The organism is Aestuariimicrobium sp. p3-SID1156, assembly GCF_025144225.1.
In the GTDB taxonomy this organism is placed as follows: domain Bacteria; phylum Actinomycetota; class Actinomycetes; order Propionibacteriales; family Propionibacteriaceae; genus Aestuariimicrobium.
The window spans coordinates 32,064-47,652 of sequence record NZ_JALXXB010000007.1; the positions used below are offsets into that span (position 1 = coordinate 32,064).

Sequence of the window (15,589 nt, forward strand, 5' to 3'; positions counted from 1 at the left end):
TGGTGCTCCTCGTTGAGATGCGGTCTGGGACCGCTGCCATTGATGTGTTGTGCGCTAGCTGCGCGGAGTTGCCTCGCCACCGTGAGCAGCAGCTGGCTGACTGCTGTCGCGAATGACCAGATGCGTGTTGAACACGCGATTGCCCGGATCCTCATCGGAAAGGGCGGTGAGCAGCATGTCGACTGCTGCGCGGCCGATCTGTCGTATGGGCTGGTGAACCGTTGACAGGGGCGGGGTGCTGGTCCGGGAGACGTGGTGGTCGTCGAAACCCACCACCATCACGTCATCGGGGACATGAAGACCTCGGACGCGCAGGGTCTCCAGCGCGCCCAGGGCCATGCGGTCGGATGCACAGAAGACGGCATCCAGGTTCGGGTGCTCGTCGAGCAGCTCAGCCATCGCACGGGCACCGGACTCTCGGCCGTAGTCTCCGTGGACGACCAGGCCTGGCTCGAAGCGCTCCCCCATGGCCTGTTCGAAGCCCTCGATGCGCTCGACGCTGCCCGGCGCCTTCTCCGGGCCGGCGATCATGACCGGTCGGGCCGCCCCCTGCGACAGCAGGTGGGCGGTCGCTTCCCGCGCACCGTCGATGTCGGTGGCCGTGACTGACCACAACTTCCGGGTCCGCTTGCTCAGGGATGGGCGTCCACACACGACGACCGGGACGTCGGCCCCAGCGATGACGTCGACCATGGGGTCCTCGATCAAGGGGCTGAGATGGATGACGCCATCGACATGGTGCGGGTCGATGAACCGGGCAGCCCGGCGCCGTTCGTCCGCGTTGCCCGCGATGAGGAGCACCAGGCTCATCTCCGTGCCGGCGAGCCCATCGGAGATGCCCTGCAACATGAGGTTGAAGGTCGGGTCCTCGAAGAGCTGCCAATTGGGACGCGTGAGCAGCACGGCGATGGCATTGGCCTTGCCCGAGGCCAGCGATCGGGCGTGCGGATTGGCCCGGTAGTGGGTCTGCTTGATGGCTCGCTCGACAGCCTCGCGGGCGGTGGGACTCACCTTCGGGCTGCTGTTGAGGACGCGGGAGACCGTGCCTCGCGACACCCCGGCTGCCCGGGCGACGTCTTCAATGGTGGTCCGTCCACTAGTCATGGCTGAGCCTGACGGTGAAGCTCGTCGAGCCCGGCCACAGCTGGTACTTCGGCAACACGTCGGGGCCGCAGGCCCTGCTGCCGATGCCGTGCTGGGCGGCGTCCAGGTACACGTGGGTGGCTGTGGGGGTGGGGAGCTCGTGCGGATGCGCTGCCGCGGTCACTGTGTGGGCATCGTGCCTGGCCACGGTGATCCCGGGCAGGTGTGAACCCACCGTCTCGATGCGCAAGGTGGGCAGGTTCGGCCCACTGATCTCCGCCCAGCGAAGGCCAGGGCGGTGGCCTGTCTCCTGCGGCACCGCGTACCGGGTGGTCATCGCGTCAATCGGCAAGCGGAAGCGGCCGATCCAGTTGCCATCTCCAGTATCGGCGTAGGCCTCATTCGGGCCGGAACCGAACCACTCCACGGACTCATAGCCCAGCGGGAGCGCCAGGTGCCAGCCGATGCGCGGCCAGCTGCTCTGGGCCAGGGCGCCGATCGGGGTGATCTCCAGTGTGGCCAGCACCGCTTCGCCCTCGGACTGCCAGCGGAAGGCTGCTTCCGCACCCGCTGTGCCCTGCGCGGGCAGCAGGCGCTGGATGACCTCGAAGCGTCCGTCGTGGTCACTGACCGAGATGGTGCGTGAGCTGAGCCGGTCCAGCCCGGCTCCGCGCCAGCGGGATGCCGTGGGAGGGGCGTCGACACCGTAACCGCCGGTCAGCTCGGGGTCTGCCGACTCGTAGGAGAAGGTTCCACCGATGCGGTCGTTCTCGGTGGGCGCCCGCCACAATTCCACATGGGAGGCTGTCACGGCGATGCTGCCCAGGCGCTCCAGCCTGCCGTCCACTGCGCGGAGGGCAGCGGGGCCCACCTGCACGAGGCCAGCACCGTGGGCAGGCCCCTGCGAGGGACGCGGCAGCGGGGAGGCGGCTGCGGGAGTGTCGAGGCGGATCTGGGTGCGGGCGACCACATGGCCGGCCTCAGCCCAGGGTGTGTCGGCCCGCAGCGCAGCAGTGACCGTGAGGTGCACCTCGGACCCCGACGCGTCCAACGCCTCGGCGGGCAGTTCGAGAACCCCCCGCTCATTGGCAGGGACGGCCACGTCCAGGATGCCCTCGGCAGCACACTGACCGCCGATCTCGCGCGTCCACCTGAACTGCAGGTGATCCAGCCCCAGCGCGTGGTGACGGTTGTGGACGTGAAGCCTGTTTGCCTCCACTGTCATGACGACGGGGCTGAAGACTGCCGCGAGGTCGGCCAGCGCTGGGCTCGGTGTCCCGTCAGCCAGAACGAGCCCATCGCAGATGAAGCTGCCGTCGTGGACCACCTCCCCGAAGTCACCGCCATAGCCGAAGAACTCGGTACCCTCGGCGGTACGGGTGCGCAGGCCATGGTCGCGCCATTCCCAGATGAAACCGCCGTGCCACTGGTCCAGGGTCTCGAACAGCTCCTCGTACTCGGCCAGGGCACCCGGGCCGTTGCCCATGGCGTGCTCGTACTCACACAGGATCATCGGCCGTTCCATGAGGCGTTGGGCTTGGGCGGGCCGGTCGGTCATCGCATGGCCACGACCCTCGCTGAGGTCGATCATGGCGCGCAGCGGGGTGTACATCTGGCTAACCATGTCGGTGTAAGAACCCTCGTGGTCGCCCTCATAGTGCACCGGACGCTCAGGGTCGCGCCCCTTGATCCAGGCGGCCATCGCCGCAAGGTTGGAGCCCGTCGCGGACTCATTGCCCAAGGACCAACTGATGATGCAGGGGTGGTTCTTGTCCCGCTCCACCATGCGGCGAGCACGATCCAGGTAGTTCTCCCGCCATGCGGGGTCATCGGACGGGTTGGTCAGGCCGGGGACCCCGACGAAGCCGTGGGTCTCAATGTCACACTCATCGATCACCCACAACCCCAGCTCATCGCACAGGTCCAGCAGCGCCGGGTGCGGCGGATAGTGGCTGGTCCGGACCGCATTGATGTTGTGCTGCTTCATGAGCAGCAGTCCAGCGCGGGCATCCTCGGGGTCGAAGACGCGACCCTTGTCCGGGTGGAACTCGTGGCGATTCACCCCACGCAGACGAAGCTTCTGTCCATTCACCAACCAGTGGCGGCCCCGGACCTCGACGCGGCGGAAGCCCAGTCTCAGCGGGATCTCGTCGATGGCGTTGGTCAGCGTGGCGCCGTACAGCCGGGGTCGATCCGCAGACCAGGGTGTCACCTCACCCACGCTGATCGGTGCCACGTCGGCGGGTGCCTGCCAGGTGTGGACGACACCCAGTTCCGGCACGCGCAGGGAGATGGGGAAGGCTGACTCGCTGGCGTCCAACTCGGGGATGATCGCCCCCTCGCCCGTGGCGGGGTCGTAATCGGCGCGCAGCCAGTAGTCAGTGATGCCGGCTTCAGGGCGCACGACCAGACTGACTTCCCGGAAGATGCCGGGCAGCCACCACTGGTCCTGGTCCTCGACGTAGGTCTGCGCGGACCATTGGTGGACGCGTAGGTGCAGCAGGTTCGTGCCCTCGACGAGGAGATCGGTGATGTCGAACTCCATCGGCAGGCGAGACCCTACGAACGTGCCCGCGTGCTTCCCGTTCACCGAGATCGACGCAAAGGACTCGATGCCATCGCAGCGCAGCAGGACGCGGTCGCCCTCGCCATACTCAGGCACCTCGAACCAGCGGCGGTAGTCGCCAGTGGGGTTGTCGTCGGGGACGTGCGGAGGATCGAGCGGGATGGGGTACTGGACGTTGGTGTAGATCGGACGTCCGAACTTCTCACCGACGAGGACCCAGTGCGACGGCACCGGGATCCGATCCCACTGGCTGTCGTCGAAGGCCGGGTCCGACGCCCCACCAGGGGCCATCGTCGGCTGCGCGCTGATGTGGAAGGCCCACTCCCCCGACAGGTCAGTGCGAAGGGGGTCCTGCGCCCGCCAGCTGCGAGGTGGTTCATGGTCGTCAAATGACACACGCTCGAGCATCCCTATGTGATCGCGCACAAGCTCCATGGCCGCCAACACTCCTTGTCCCCCAGGCTGCACTGCCTGATCTCGTGGCACCCCACCTCATTCTGTGGGAGCGATCCCACGGTAACACGAGCCTCCGCCACAAGGGAAGGGGGTTTGCATAATCGTGATCTGCCCCGTCGCCTCGCGTTGGCTCGGCCGAGGTGTTCCCCGGCGGAAATAGCGAGGGGCAGGTGTGGGAAGTGTGCGCACCTGAGAGGGCCGGGTGGGCGGCGCACCTCGAGGGGCTTGGGGTGGGGACCGAGCCAGAAGTGGAGGAGGCTCAGTACAGGACGGTGGCGAACTCCCCGACGGTGCGGAAGCCAACGGTCTGGTACAGCCGTCGCGCCCGGGTGTTGAAGTCGTTGACGTACAGCGACTGCACCGGGTGGTGCTCGGCGACTGCCCTCACCACCGCTGACATCGCGGGGATCGAGACCCCCTTGCCACGAAGTTCCGGGGCCAGCCAGACGCCCTGGATCTGACAGTAGGGCCCGAACGCCGAACCGACGTCGGACTTGAACAACACCTTGCCGTTCTCGATGATCCCCCAGGCCCTACCCTGCTTGATCAGGCTACGGACATAGCCACGGTAGGAACCGCCGGCGCCCAGCGGGGAGATGCCCACCTCCTCGGTGTACATCGCCACCGCCGCGTCGAAGTAGGCGTCGAAATCAGCCATCGTGACCTGTTCGACACGAGGGTCGGACTCGGTCAGGGGTTCATGGTCGATGACCATCAAGGGCTGGCGCGGACGCAGGTCCCGAACCTTCGACCACTCGGTCCCGAATTGTCGCGAGAGCGTCTCCCACAGGGGGCGCACCTGGTCGGCGCGTCCCATGATCGAACTCGACACCCGCCTACCACCGAGCTTCTTGGCGAATTGCTCAATGGCCACACGGTCAGCGTCGATGGGGACGACATTGCTTCCGGCATGGCAGAGCGCGTACAGCTCCCCGTCACGCTCGGCGCCGTAGACGTCACAGCCCAAGCGAAGTCGATCGATCCCCTGGGAGGCCACACGGGAGAGCACGAACAGGTTGTCAACCGGATGGGCCGTCAGCAGGTCCATCGCCTGCCCCAGGTCGGTGCGTCCCAGCACCCGGACCCGGACGGCCACTAGCTGACCGAGACTTCCGGGCTGCCGACTTCACCCATCTCGGCAGCGATCCGGTTGGCCTCGGCGATCAGGGTCTCGACGATTTCGCTTTCGGGAACCGTCTTGATGACCTCGCCCTTGACGAAGATCTGGCCCTTGCCATTGCCGGACGCCACACCGAGGTCTGCCTCGCGGGCCTCTCCCGGCCCGTTGACGACGCAGCCCATCACGGCGACGCGGAGGGGAACGGTCATGCCCTCCAACCCCTTGGTGACCTGCTCGGCGAGGGTGTACACGTCGACCTGGGCACGTCCGCAGGAAGGGCAGGAGACGATCTCCAGGTGGCGGGGGCGCAGGTTGAGCGACTCCAGGATCTTGATGCCGACCTTGACCTCCTCCACCGGCGGGGCGGACAGGGACACGCGGATGGTGTCGCCGATGCCCTCGGCCAGCAGCGCACCGAAGGCGGCGGCGGACTTGATGGTGCCCTGGAAGGCGGGTCCAGCCTCGGTCACGCCCAGATGGAGCGGGTAGTCGCACTTCTCGGAGAGTTCGCGGTAGGCCTGCACCATGACGACCGGGTCGTGGTGCTTCACCGAGATCTTGAAGTCGTGAAAGCCGACCTCCTCGAAGAGGGAGGCCTCCCAGAGCGCGGATTCGACCAGGGCAGCCGGGGTCGGAGCGCCATACTTGCTGAGCAGGCGCTTGTCGAGGGAGCCGGCGTTGACGCCGATGCGGATCGACACCCCAGCATCGGTAGCGGCCTTGGCGATGTCGGCGACCTTGTCGTCGAACTGCTTGATGTTGCCCGGGTTCACGCGGACCGCCGCGCACCCGGCCTCAATGGCCGCGAAGACATAGCGCGGCTGGAAGTGGATGTCGGCGATGACCGGGATCTGGGACTTCTTGGCGATGATGGGCAACGCATCGGCATCATCCTGGCTGGGCACGGCGACACGCACGATGTCGCAACCCGACGCGGTGAGCTCGGCGATCTGCTGCAGCGTCGCGTTGATGTCGGTGGTCTTGGTGGTTGTCATCGACTGGACCGAGATGGGGGCGTCGCCGCCGACCATCACCTTGCCCACCTTGATCTGACGGGTCTTGCGTCGGGGAGCCAGGACGGGTGTGGGACGCGCGGGCATGCCGAGATCGATCATGCGTCCAAGACTAGCGCCGTGGATGAACAGAATTCGCACGCTGCGGAGGGCGACCCACGCGCTGGTGTGCCGACCAGCCCCACTGCGTCAGCCCACCCTGTCACGACAGGGTGGGCTGACCAATGACGGGTGGATGACGAGGGGGTGCTCAGCGGAAGGGCAGGACCTTCGGCTTGGGTCCCTTGCCCTTGCCGTTGTTCCCGCTGTTGCCCTTCTGGCAACCCGGGTGGACCGGCTTGTGCGGGTGCACCTTGGTGCATTCCTGGGTCGGAGTAGGAGTCGGCTCCACGGTGGGAGTCGGGGTCGTCTCCACGGTGGGAGTCGGGGTCGGCTCCACGGTCGGAGTGGGGGTCGGCTCCACGGTCGGAGTGGGGGTCGGCTCCACGGTCGGAGTCGGGGTCGGCTCCACGGTGGGAGTCGGGGTCGGCTCCACGGTGGGAGTCGGGGTCGGCTCCACGGTCGGAGTGGGGGTCGGCTCCGGAGTCGAGGCCGCCGGCTTGATGCCCACGATCGCGGGATCGTGGTCGGAGGAGGCGTACGGGTCGGGTGCGTGGAAGTCGACCACGTTGTAGTTGCGGCGCGAGTACTGGAAGGCAACCGACTCGTCGCCGTTGATGTCCCACACCGCGTGGTCGGTGACCAGCGCCTGCGCAGCTGCATTGGCAAAGATGTGGTCCAGCGAGCCCAGGCGTCCCTGGAACTGGTAGGTGCTCGAGTCGTTGGCGTCGGCCAGGTTGGCGAAGCCTGCGTTCTCGATGATCAGCACCGGCTCCTCCTCGGAGTAGGCGTTGAAGTCACCCAGCAGGAAGACCGCCTGGCCGGCGAACACGGTGTTCGCCCAGGTGGTCAGCGCAGCCGCCTGCTCCTTGCGAGCGGGGTTGGACGCACCCTGACCGGTACCGTCGTCCGGACCCGAACCCTTCGACTTGAAGTGGTTCGCAATGGCCACGAACTCGGTGTTGGTGCCGTTGACCTGGAATTTCTGGGCCAGGGGCTGACGGGCGTTCGCGAAGGCCGGGTCCTGCAGGATGAGCGATCCCTCAACAGGACTGACCTGCTCGGTGCGGTAGATGAAAGCCAGACGGATGTTGTCCTCATTGGACGGGACCTGGGCGGCATTGGTGGGCACGTGGGCCCACTTCTTGGTCGGGTCCGCGGCGTTGAGGGCGTCCACCAGCGCGGACAGCGAGTGGTCGCGATCGTGGCGGAAGTTGGCCGAGTTCTCGACCTCCATCAGCGCGACCACTTCGGCATCCAGTCCGTTGATGGCCGAGACGATCTTGGCCTGCTGGTCGGCGAAGGCCTGCGGGGTGTAGGCGCCACGGACCTTGCAGCCGTTGGAACCGACGGGGGTCCCGTTGCGATCGGTGTAGGCCCTGCAACCGGCCTCGTCCTTCCCCAGGTCGGTGAAGTAGTTCAGGACGTTGAAGGTGGCCATCTGGATGTCGCCGCCAACCTGCGGAGCGGTGGCGGGACGGTCGTTCTCGCTGTTGAGGAAGTCGACCTCAGCGCCGATGACGTGGCTGGTGGGCTGGAAGTTCCACTGGAATCGGTAGTCCAGGATCACCGGCTTGGTGAACTGCACCTGCGAGTTGGTGCGCATCGGGGTCTGTGCCGACAGGTAGGGCAGCGGCGAGTTCTTCGCCGTGGCGTTGTTCAGGTAGTTCCAGGAGGAACCGTCGTCCAGGGTGATGTACTTCAGCCGGTTCTGCGCCTCGTACTCAGCGGCCTGCTGGTAGGGCACCTTGTCGGTGGCCTGGTAGGGCACCTTGTCGGTGGCCTGGTAGAGCGGCTCGTTGCCGAAGGCCAGACCAAGCTGCCCGTACTGGTTCAGCGTGTAGTTGTTGGTGATGGTGTAGTCGCCCAGCGGCTGCACCAGCATGCCCTCGTAGCGCTCCTTCTCCGCGTCGGTCTGCGGCAGGGACGCCAGCGGCACCGCGGTGGGTGCGGTGCAGTCACCGGTCGCGACCGAGATGGTGACATCGCTCAGCTGGGTGAGGGTGTGGTGCTCGGCGGCGGTGCCCTTGACCCTTACGCACTGACCGATGCTGACGTTGGTGGCGCCGTAGACGAAGATGCCATCGGACGCCTGGCCCTCGCTCTTCAGCGCTCCGCCCGACCCTGCGGTCTGCAGGTAGAAGCCGTTGAAGCCACCAGTGGGGTACACGGCGGTGACAACACCCTCGGTGGTGACGCTCCGGCCCAGCAGCGGGCTGGTGTCGCCGGTGCCCTGGATGGCAGCGATCGGGGTGACGCCCTCGGGGGTGGGGCTGGGGGTGGGGGTCTCGGTGGGGGTCGGGGTCGCGGAGGGGGTGTCGGTCGGGGTGCCCGAGGGGTCGCCCAGCTCCTGGCCTGTGTTGGCCGCACCCGGGGTGGGGGTGCCGGAGAAGACGAAGTCGACCGAGTTGTTGTCGGTGTCGTCGGCGGAGGTGCGACCCAGCGAGCCGGGCACGGAGTTGGTTCCGGTGTAGACGGCCGGCGCGCTCTCGGGGCTGTTCGAGCCGCCGAAGCCCAGCTTGTCGATCACCGAGGCGGACTGGGTGTCCGGGTTGATGGCGGTCGTGCCGTTGACGAGGAACACGGTGCCGGTGGTGCCGGAGGGGTGGAAGCTACCTGCGGTCTGGTCAACCAGCTCAGCCGGGAGCGCCGCACCGTTGGAACCGTTGGAGGCGCCCTGCAGCACGAAGAAGTCACCGGGAGCAAGGGTGCCCTTCAGCGGAGCGGTGAAGCTTGCGGCGGCGGTGCCGGTGGCCGCGCGGTACTGGATGCTCAATCCGCTCAGGTCGATGGTCGCGCCGGTGGGGTTGTAGATCTCCACGTACTTGGTGACCCAGGGCTGGTTGGGAGAGCCGCCACGGGCGTAGAGCTCGTTGATGATGAGGTGGCTGGCAGCTGCCTTGGCGGGGCTGGTGGCCAGCCCGACCGAGGCGAGCGCGCCGACGGCGATGGCGGCAACCGCCACCCGCAAACGGCTGAGGGAGAGGGGCATGATGATCCTTCGTCGAGGTGTTCCTGCGTGGTGCCCCGGCCCAACGCGGACGCCGGGGACACAGACCAAGGTCACGCTAACCCGCTCCGACGACGCTGAACAGCCCTGCGGGCAGGGTTCACCCAAGCTTCACCCGAAGTCCGCACGAAGGTCAGCAGGCGCCCGCCTGGGGGCGTCCCATTGCCTCGAGCGGACCGACGGGATGACTCAGAAGATGCGGACCGGTGTGATCAGGTCAGCCAGGATCAGCACCACACCGGCCAGCATCAGGAAGCCGCCCACGACGTAGGCGATCGGCAGCAGTTTGGCGGTGTCCACGGGGCCCGGGTCGGGGCGTCCGGCGACGCGGCTCGTCCACCGACGGCTGGCCTCCCACAGCGCCCCGGCCATGTGGCCACCGTCCAGCGGGGGCAGCGGCACCAAGTTGAGCAGGGCGACGAACAGGTTCACCGCGCCGAGCATCATGAACCAGTTCGCCATTCGCTCCCCCATGGGCAGCGTTTCGGCGGCGGCGATCTCACCGGCAGCGCGGCTGGCACCCACGATCGAGATGGGCCCGTTCACGTCACGGGGCTTGCCGGTGACCATGTCGGCGGCGACATTCCAGACCTTCACCGGGAAGTTCGCCAGCCCGACCACGGACTGCTTGGTCATCATCCAGATGTCTCGGGCGGTGCCCGCCGGCCCGGTGGTGAGGCGTTCATAGCTGGGGCTCACACCAAGGAAACCCGCCTGGATGCGGCGGGAGGGGTTGAGCTTGTCCGGGACACCGGTGATCATGGTCGGCACCGTCGCCAGGGTGACGTGCTTGCCGCCACGCTCGACCACGACTGTTGCCGGGCGGTCCTGGTTCTTGCGGATCAGTGTGCTGAACTCATCCCAGGACTGGACGGTGGTGCCGTTGAAGAAGACCACGCGGTCCCCCTCCTTGAACCCCATCCGGGCTGCAGGTGCGATCGGGTCACCGGGCTGGCAGGCTGTTCCGGCGCGCGAGGCCGGGACGACGCACTCGCTGATCGCAGCGACCTCGAGCTGGGGCCGATACTGGCCGTGCAGTCCGTTGACCGAGCCGATGATGAGGAAAGCGAGCAGCACGTTCATCAGGGGGCCCCCGGCCATGATGATGAGTTTCTGCCAGGTCTTCTTCTGGTAGAAGAGGTGGCCGTCGTCGGCGGGGGTGATCTCGTCGTACTCCACGGCGCGGGCTGCATCGGCCAGGCGGGTCACCGGCCCCACCTTCGCCGGACGCGCAGCAGCTGGCGGGTACATGCCGACCAGGCGCACGTAACCGCCCAGCGGAAGCAGCTTGAACCCATACTCTGTCTCACCGCGGCGCCGACTCCACAGGGTGCGCCCGAAGCCGACGAAGTACTGGGTGACCTTGACCTTGAACAGCTTGGCCGGCAGCAGGTGCCCCACCTCATGGAGGGCGATGGAGGCCATGATCAGCGCGAAGAAGAGGATCGCCGCGCCGACGATCACGGCAGCGTTCATGAGCTGCGCCCGCCGATGCGCTCGGTGGCGCGTTCGCGAGCCCAGGCGTCGGCGGCGAGCACTCCGTCGACGGTGAGCTCGTCATCGCGCAGGTGCCCATCCCCCGTGCCCGAGAGGTGATCGTTAACGACCTCGGCGACGGTGTCGACGATCCCGGTGAAGCTGAGCCGCCCCGCGCAGAAGGCATCGACGCAGACCTCGTTGGCGGCGTTGAAGACGGCAGGGGCGGTGCCTGCGACGGTGCCGGCGTGGCGGGCGAGCTCGGTGGCCGGAAAGGCGTCGGTGTCGAGAGGTTCGAAGGTCCAGCTGGCGCAACGGGTCCAGTCGATGGCGGCAGCGGCGTCGGGGAGACGGTCGGGCCAGGTCAGCCCCAGCGCGATCGGCAGCCGCATGTCGGGCGGCGAGCACTGGGCGATCGTCGACCCGTCATGGAACTCCACCATGGAGTGGACGATGGACTGGGGGTGCACCACGACCTGCACGGCGCCCAGGGGTACGTCGTAGAGCAGGGCGGCCTCCATCAGCTCCAACCCCTTGTTCACCAGGGTCGCCGAGTTGACCGTGATCACGCGCCCCATCGCCCAGGTCGGGTGCGCCATCGCCTGCTCCGCCGTGACATCGGCGAGCTCGGCTCGGGAGCGACCTCGGAAGGGACCCCCGGAGGCCGTGAGGACCAGTCGACGCACCTCCTCCTTGCGCCCCGCCCGCAGGGCCTGGGCAAAGGCGGAGTGTTCGGAATCGACGGCGACGATCTGGCCGGGGGCGGCGGCATCGGTCACCAACCGGCCACCGATGACCAGGGACTCCTTGTTCGCCAAGGCCAGGGTGTTGCCCGCGTTCAGTGTCGCCAACGTGGGCAGCAGGCCGGCCGAGCCCGTGATCCCGTTGAGCACGACGTCGGCGTCCATGGCGGCAAGTTCGGTGGCAGCCTCGGGGCCGGCGATGATCCGCGGGAGCTTCACATCCCCCCGGTTCCAGCCACGCTGCTGGGCGCTGGCGTAGAGCGCGAGCTGCAGGTCCTGCACCACGGTGGGTCGTGCGAGCGCGACCACCGCGGGCTGCAGATCGAGGATCTGCTGGGCGAGGGTGGGGATGTCCGACCCATTGGCCGCCAGCCCGAGCACGCGGAACTGGTCCCGCCGGGTGGAGATGACGTCGACGGCCTGGGTGCCGATGCTGCCGGTGCTGCCGAGAATGATCACGCTGCGTTGTGCTGCCACTCCCCCATCCTGCCACTGCGCCGGACAACACCGGCCGGGCGCCACCTAGACTGCCAGCGTGCATGTCGAGATTGATTCTCCCGAGGAGTTCGACGCCTGGGTCTCCCGCGGTCGGTCTCCTGAGCGGTCACTGGTCCGAGGACGCCAGCCGGGCGTGGCGGTGCAGGGTATTGACCTGACCGATCGACTCGACGACCTCCAGCGCGTGGACGTTCGCGGGGCAATCTTCCTGGGCTGCACCCTTCCCGAAGGGGCCGAGGATGCTCTGCAGGCGCGCGGGGCCCTGGTCTTCCCGCAGCTACCCGACATTCCCTTCAACCCCTATCGCAATGAACTGCACACGGCCTCCGAGTTGTACCGGGACCTGGGTCGCGGTTACGAGCACACCCCGGACGCCCTCATCTACGCCTGGACCCGGACCGCCGCTGCGTCCTCGTTGCGCGGCAGCCTGGCCCACACCCTGCACGACCATGCCGTCACCGACGCCCTGGACGAGTTGGTCGAGGAGGTCAACACCGACCTGTGCGTCGGCATCATGGGCGGTCACGCGGCGGAGCGTGGAAGCGAGACCTACCGCCAGGCGGCGAACCTGGGAGCTCGACTGGCTGGATCAGGGCGTGTGGTGATGACTGGCGGCGGGCCGGGAGCCATGGAGGCCGCCAACCTGGGCGCGCGGCTGCACCGCGATCCGGCCGAGCTGGGCCGGGCGCTGGGGATGCTCGCCGAGGTTCCTCGTTTCACTCCCCCCGAGCAGGGAGGTCAGGGCATCACCGCCTGGGCTCGCCGTGCGATGGACGTGCTGGAGCGCATCCCTGGGCAGGACCCCTCGATCGGGATCCCGACCTGGTTCTACGGGCACGAGCCGCCCAATGTCTTCGCCACCCATATCGCCAAGTACTTCTCCAATGCGATCCGGGAGGACATCCTGCTGCGACTCTGCCGGGGAGGGATCATCTACTTGACCGGCGCGGCGGGCACGGTGCAGGAGGTCTTCCAAGCCGCCACCGGCAACTACTACATCGCCGAGGGCGTGCGCCCGACCCCGATGGTGTTGGTCGGGGTCGAGCACTGGACGCAACGGATCCCGGCCTGGCCCCTGCTCCAGGCCCTGGGTCGGGACCGGGCGATGGGCGGGCACATCCACCTGGTCGACTCCGTCGAGGAGGCCTGGCAGGTGATCGACGGCCAGGCCTGAAACCTTCAGTCGGCGCTGGCCGCCAGCTGCCCGCAGGCCCCGTCGATGTCGCTGCCCCGCGTGTCACGCACCGTCACCGGAACGCCACGAGCCACCAGCCGCCGTACGAACTCCGCCTCGACCGCCCGGTCGGAGGCGGTCCAGATGGAACCGGGGGTCGGGTTCAGCGGGATGAGGTTGACATGGAACCATCCCCAGTCTCCGCGCTTCTTCAACACACGGGCGAGCAGGTCTGCGCGCTCGGGCTGGTCGTTGATGTCGCGAATCATGATGTATTCGATCGACACCCGGCGACGGGTCTTCTGGGCATAGTGCCAGGCGGCATCTACAACCTCGTCCACCTTCCAGCGGGTGTTGATCGGGACCAGTTCATCGCGCAGTTCGTCGTCGGGGGCATGCAGTGAGAGCGCCAGCGAGATCGGGATGCCCTCCTCGGCCAGCTGTTCGATCCGGGGCACCAGGCCGACGGTGGACACCGTGATCCCTCGAGCACTCATGCCGAACCCGTCGGGAGCGGGGCTGGTCAGCGTCCTCACCGCGCTGGTGACGGCCTTGTAGTTGGCCAACGGCTCTCCCATGCCCATGAAGACGATGTTGTTCACTCGACCAGTACCACCCGGGACGTCCCCGCTCTGGAGTCGGCGGCCAGCGTCCAGGACCTGCATCACGATCTCCCCAGCGGACATGTTGCGCTGCAGGCCGCCCTGACCGGTCGCACAGAAGGGGCAGGCCATCCCGCAGCCCGCCTGGGAGGACACGCACAGGGTCGTGCGCGCCGACGAATGCGCGGTCGCGGCATAGCGCATCAGGACCGACTCGACCAGGGAGCCATCGTGCAGGCGCCACAGGGTCTTGATCGTGGCGCCCTTGTCGGCCCGCTGCTCGTTCACCCGGGTCAGCAGCGTGGGGAACAGTGCACGAGCCAGTTCCTCGCGGGCATCGGCAGGCAGGTCGGTCCACTCCTGCGGGTCGTGAGCCAGTCGCTCGAACCAGTGATGGCCGAGCTGGCGGGCGCGGAACTTCTTGTGTCCGAGCTTCTCGACTGCCGCGATGCGCTCCTCGGGGGTGAGGTCGATCCAGTGCGGCGCAGGCTTCTGGCGACGGGGGGCCTTGAAGACCAGGGGCAACTCCTTGCCCGGCTCGGCCAGGGGCTGGGCCGGCATCGGGAGGGGCGCGGCATGGTTGCGTCCCCGTACGGCACGGTTGCGCTCGAGTGGGAGCTTGGCGGCAGCTTGGGCCTCGGTGATGCGCGCGTCGGGGATGCGCGGAGCAGACGCCTGGACGGCGCCGGCGTGGGCGTCCGTGTCGGCCTGGGAGTCGGGACCAGCGTCAGGGTCTGTGCCAGCCGGCGCCGGGGTCCCGGGTTGCCAGGGGGCGTGGAGCTCCTCGGGAACCTCTCCGAGCTGGGCTTCAGGAAGTGACGTCATGCGGGAACTCCTTGGGTCAGCCGCCGGGGACGGTCAAGTAGAGGATCAGCCAGGCGACGGGTGCTGCCACCAGCAGGGAGTCGAGGCGATCCATCACTCCCCCGTGCCCGGGCAGGAAGCTGGACATGTCCTTGATGCCAACGTCGCGCTTGATCATGGATTCCACCAGGTCGCCTGCGGTCCCGAAAACGACCATGAAGACGCCCAGCAGCAAACCGACCCACCAGGGCGCGTGCAACAACCACAACACGCCCACGATGCCGGCCACGATCCCGAAGACGATCGAGCCGGCGAACCCCTCCCAGGTCTTCTTGGGCGAGATCATCGGCGCCATCTTGTGCTTGCCGAACAGCACCCCGGCCACATAACCACCGGTGTCGGAGGCCACCACGCAGGCGATGAAGACGACCACGCGCTCGCGCCCCATGTCCCCACCGAGCATCAGCGGCACGGCGGTCCCCAGCATCGGCAGGTAGGCGATGGTGAACAGACTCGCGGCACTGTCGCGGACGAAGCCCTCCGGCCCCTTGGGGAGTCGCCACATCAATGCCGCCAGCACGGTCAGGCTCAGCATCGCCACCAGTACGGTGATCGCGTTGATTCCGCGCTCCGGGTGCTGGCTGGCGTAGTAGGACCCGATCTGGATCGCCACCGTTCCCACCACGATGGGGATCGGCGCCGACTCCATGCCAATGCGCTCCAGCGCGTGGTGGATCTCCACGGCGCCCAGCGACAACGCCACGGCCACCAGCAGGGTGAAACCCCAGTGCCACCAGCCGAGCGTTCCGACCACGACGGCGATGAGGCCCACGCCCACACCGATTGCGGCGGGAAGGTTGCGACCCGCCCGGCGCACCGGCCGTGGCGGGTCCTGCACCAGGTGCGGGTCGAGGTGTTCCTGGCTCACGTCTACGCGGGCTCCGG

At 67.6% G+C, this 15,589-nt stretch carries 10 protein-coding genes; 1 reads left to right on the forward strand and 9 read right to left on the reverse strand.

Translation table 11 applies throughout. The features are described from left to right. Positions 1-54: 54 nt before the first annotated feature. From M3G03_RS09040 to dxr, 7 genes are all read right to left on the reverse strand, one after another. Positions 55-1,104: a LacI family DNA-binding transcriptional regulator gene (locus M3G03_RS09040; RefSeq protein ID WP_259809373.1), complete on the reverse strand. Its 1,050-nt coding sequence runs from the start codon at positions 1,102-1,104 to the stop codon at positions 55-57. Beyond that, positions 1,097-4,045: a glycoside hydrolase family 2 TIM barrel-domain containing protein gene (locus M3G03_RS09045; protein WP_259809374.1), complete on the reverse strand. Its 2,949-nt coding sequence runs from the start codon at positions 4,043-4,045 to the stop codon at positions 1,097-1,099. Before M3G03_RS09045 ends, M3G03_RS09040 begins: the two co-directional genes overlap by 8 nt. A gap of 319 nt (positions 4,046-4,364) precedes the next feature. Beyond that, complete coding sequence (locus M3G03_RS09050) at positions 4,365-5,201, reverse strand: GNAT family N-acetyltransferase (protein WP_259809375.1); 837 nt, start codon at positions 5,199-5,201, stop codon at positions 4,365-4,367. Then, positions 5,201-6,340, reverse strand: a complete 1,140-nt coding sequence (gene ispG, locus M3G03_RS09055) for a flavodoxin-dependent (E)-4-hydroxy-3-methylbut-2-enyl-diphosphate synthase (protein WP_259809376.1) — start codon at positions 6,338-6,340, stop codon at positions 5,201-5,203. The genes M3G03_RS09050 and ispG overlap by 1 nt, the downstream gene beginning before the upstream one ends. 148 nt (positions 6,341-6,488) lie before the next feature. Then, entirely contained in the window at positions 6,489-9,329 is a 2,841-nt protein-coding gene (locus tag M3G03_RS09060) for an ExeM/NucH family extracellular endonuclease (RefSeq protein WP_259809377.1), read from the reverse strand. Positions 9,330-9,536: 207 nt separating this feature from the next. Next, positions 9,537-10,823 carry an RIP metalloprotease gene (locus M3G03_RS09065; RefSeq protein ID WP_259809378.1) on the reverse strand — a complete coding sequence of 429 codons (1,287 nt, stop codon included), beginning with the start codon at positions 10,821-10,823 and terminating at the stop codon, positions 9,537-9,539. Further along, on the reverse strand, positions 10,820-12,043 hold the full coding sequence (gene dxr / locus M3G03_RS09070) for a 1-deoxy-D-xylulose-5-phosphate reductoisomerase (RefSeq protein WP_259809379.1): 1,224 nt from the start codon (positions 12,041-12,043) through the stop codon (positions 10,820-10,822). Before dxr ends, M3G03_RS09065 begins: the two co-directional genes overlap by 4 nt. 58 nt (positions 12,044-12,101) lie before the next feature. Here dxr and M3G03_RS09075 point away from each other — a divergent pair, with 58 nt between their 5' ends. Continuing rightward, positions 12,102-13,238, forward strand: a complete 1,137-nt coding sequence (locus M3G03_RS09075; protein WP_259809380.1) for an LOG family protein — start codon at positions 12,102-12,104, stop codon at positions 13,236-13,238. Positions 13,239-13,243: 5 nt separating this feature from the next. Here M3G03_RS09075 and rlmN read toward each other — a convergent pair whose 3' ends face one another. Both rlmN and M3G03_RS09085 read right to left on the reverse strand, forming a co-directional pair. Continuing rightward, a complete protein-coding gene (rlmN, locus tag M3G03_RS09080) occupies positions 13,244-14,401 on the reverse strand; it encodes a 23S rRNA (adenine(2503)-C(2))-methyltransferase RlmN (RefSeq protein ID WP_259809435.1) in 1,158 nt (385 codons plus the stop codon). Positions 14,402-14,681: 280 nt separating this feature from the next. Next, positions 14,682-15,545 carry a phosphatidate cytidylyltransferase gene (locus tag M3G03_RS09085; RefSeq protein ID WP_259809436.1) on the reverse strand — a complete coding sequence of 288 codons (864 nt, stop codon included), beginning with the start codon at positions 15,543-15,545 and terminating at the stop codon, positions 14,682-14,684. Positions 15,546-15,589 lie beyond the last annotated feature (44 nt).

Bases quoted from the DNA above. Each gene is read 5' to 3' on its own strand.
- M3G03_RS09065 (WP_259809378.1), bottom strand. From the start codon at position 10,823: ATGAACGCTGCCGTGATCGTCGGCGCGGCGATCCTCTTCTTCGCGCTG.
- M3G03_RS09040 (WP_259809373.1), bottom strand. From the start codon at position 1,104: ATGACTAGTGGACGGACCACCATTGAAGACGTCGCCCGGGCAGCCGGG.
- rlmN (WP_259809435.1), bottom strand. From the start codon at position 14,401: ATGCCGGCCCAGCCCCTGGCCGAGCCGGGCAAGGAGTTGCCCCTGGTC.
- ispG (WP_259809376.1), bottom strand. From the start codon at position 6,340: ATGATCGATCTCGGCATGCCCGCGCGTCCCACACCCGTCCTGGCTCCC.
- M3G03_RS09060 (WP_259809377.1), bottom strand. From the start codon at position 9,329: ATGCCCCTCTCCCTCAGCCGTTTGCGGGTGGCGGTTGCCGCCATCGCC.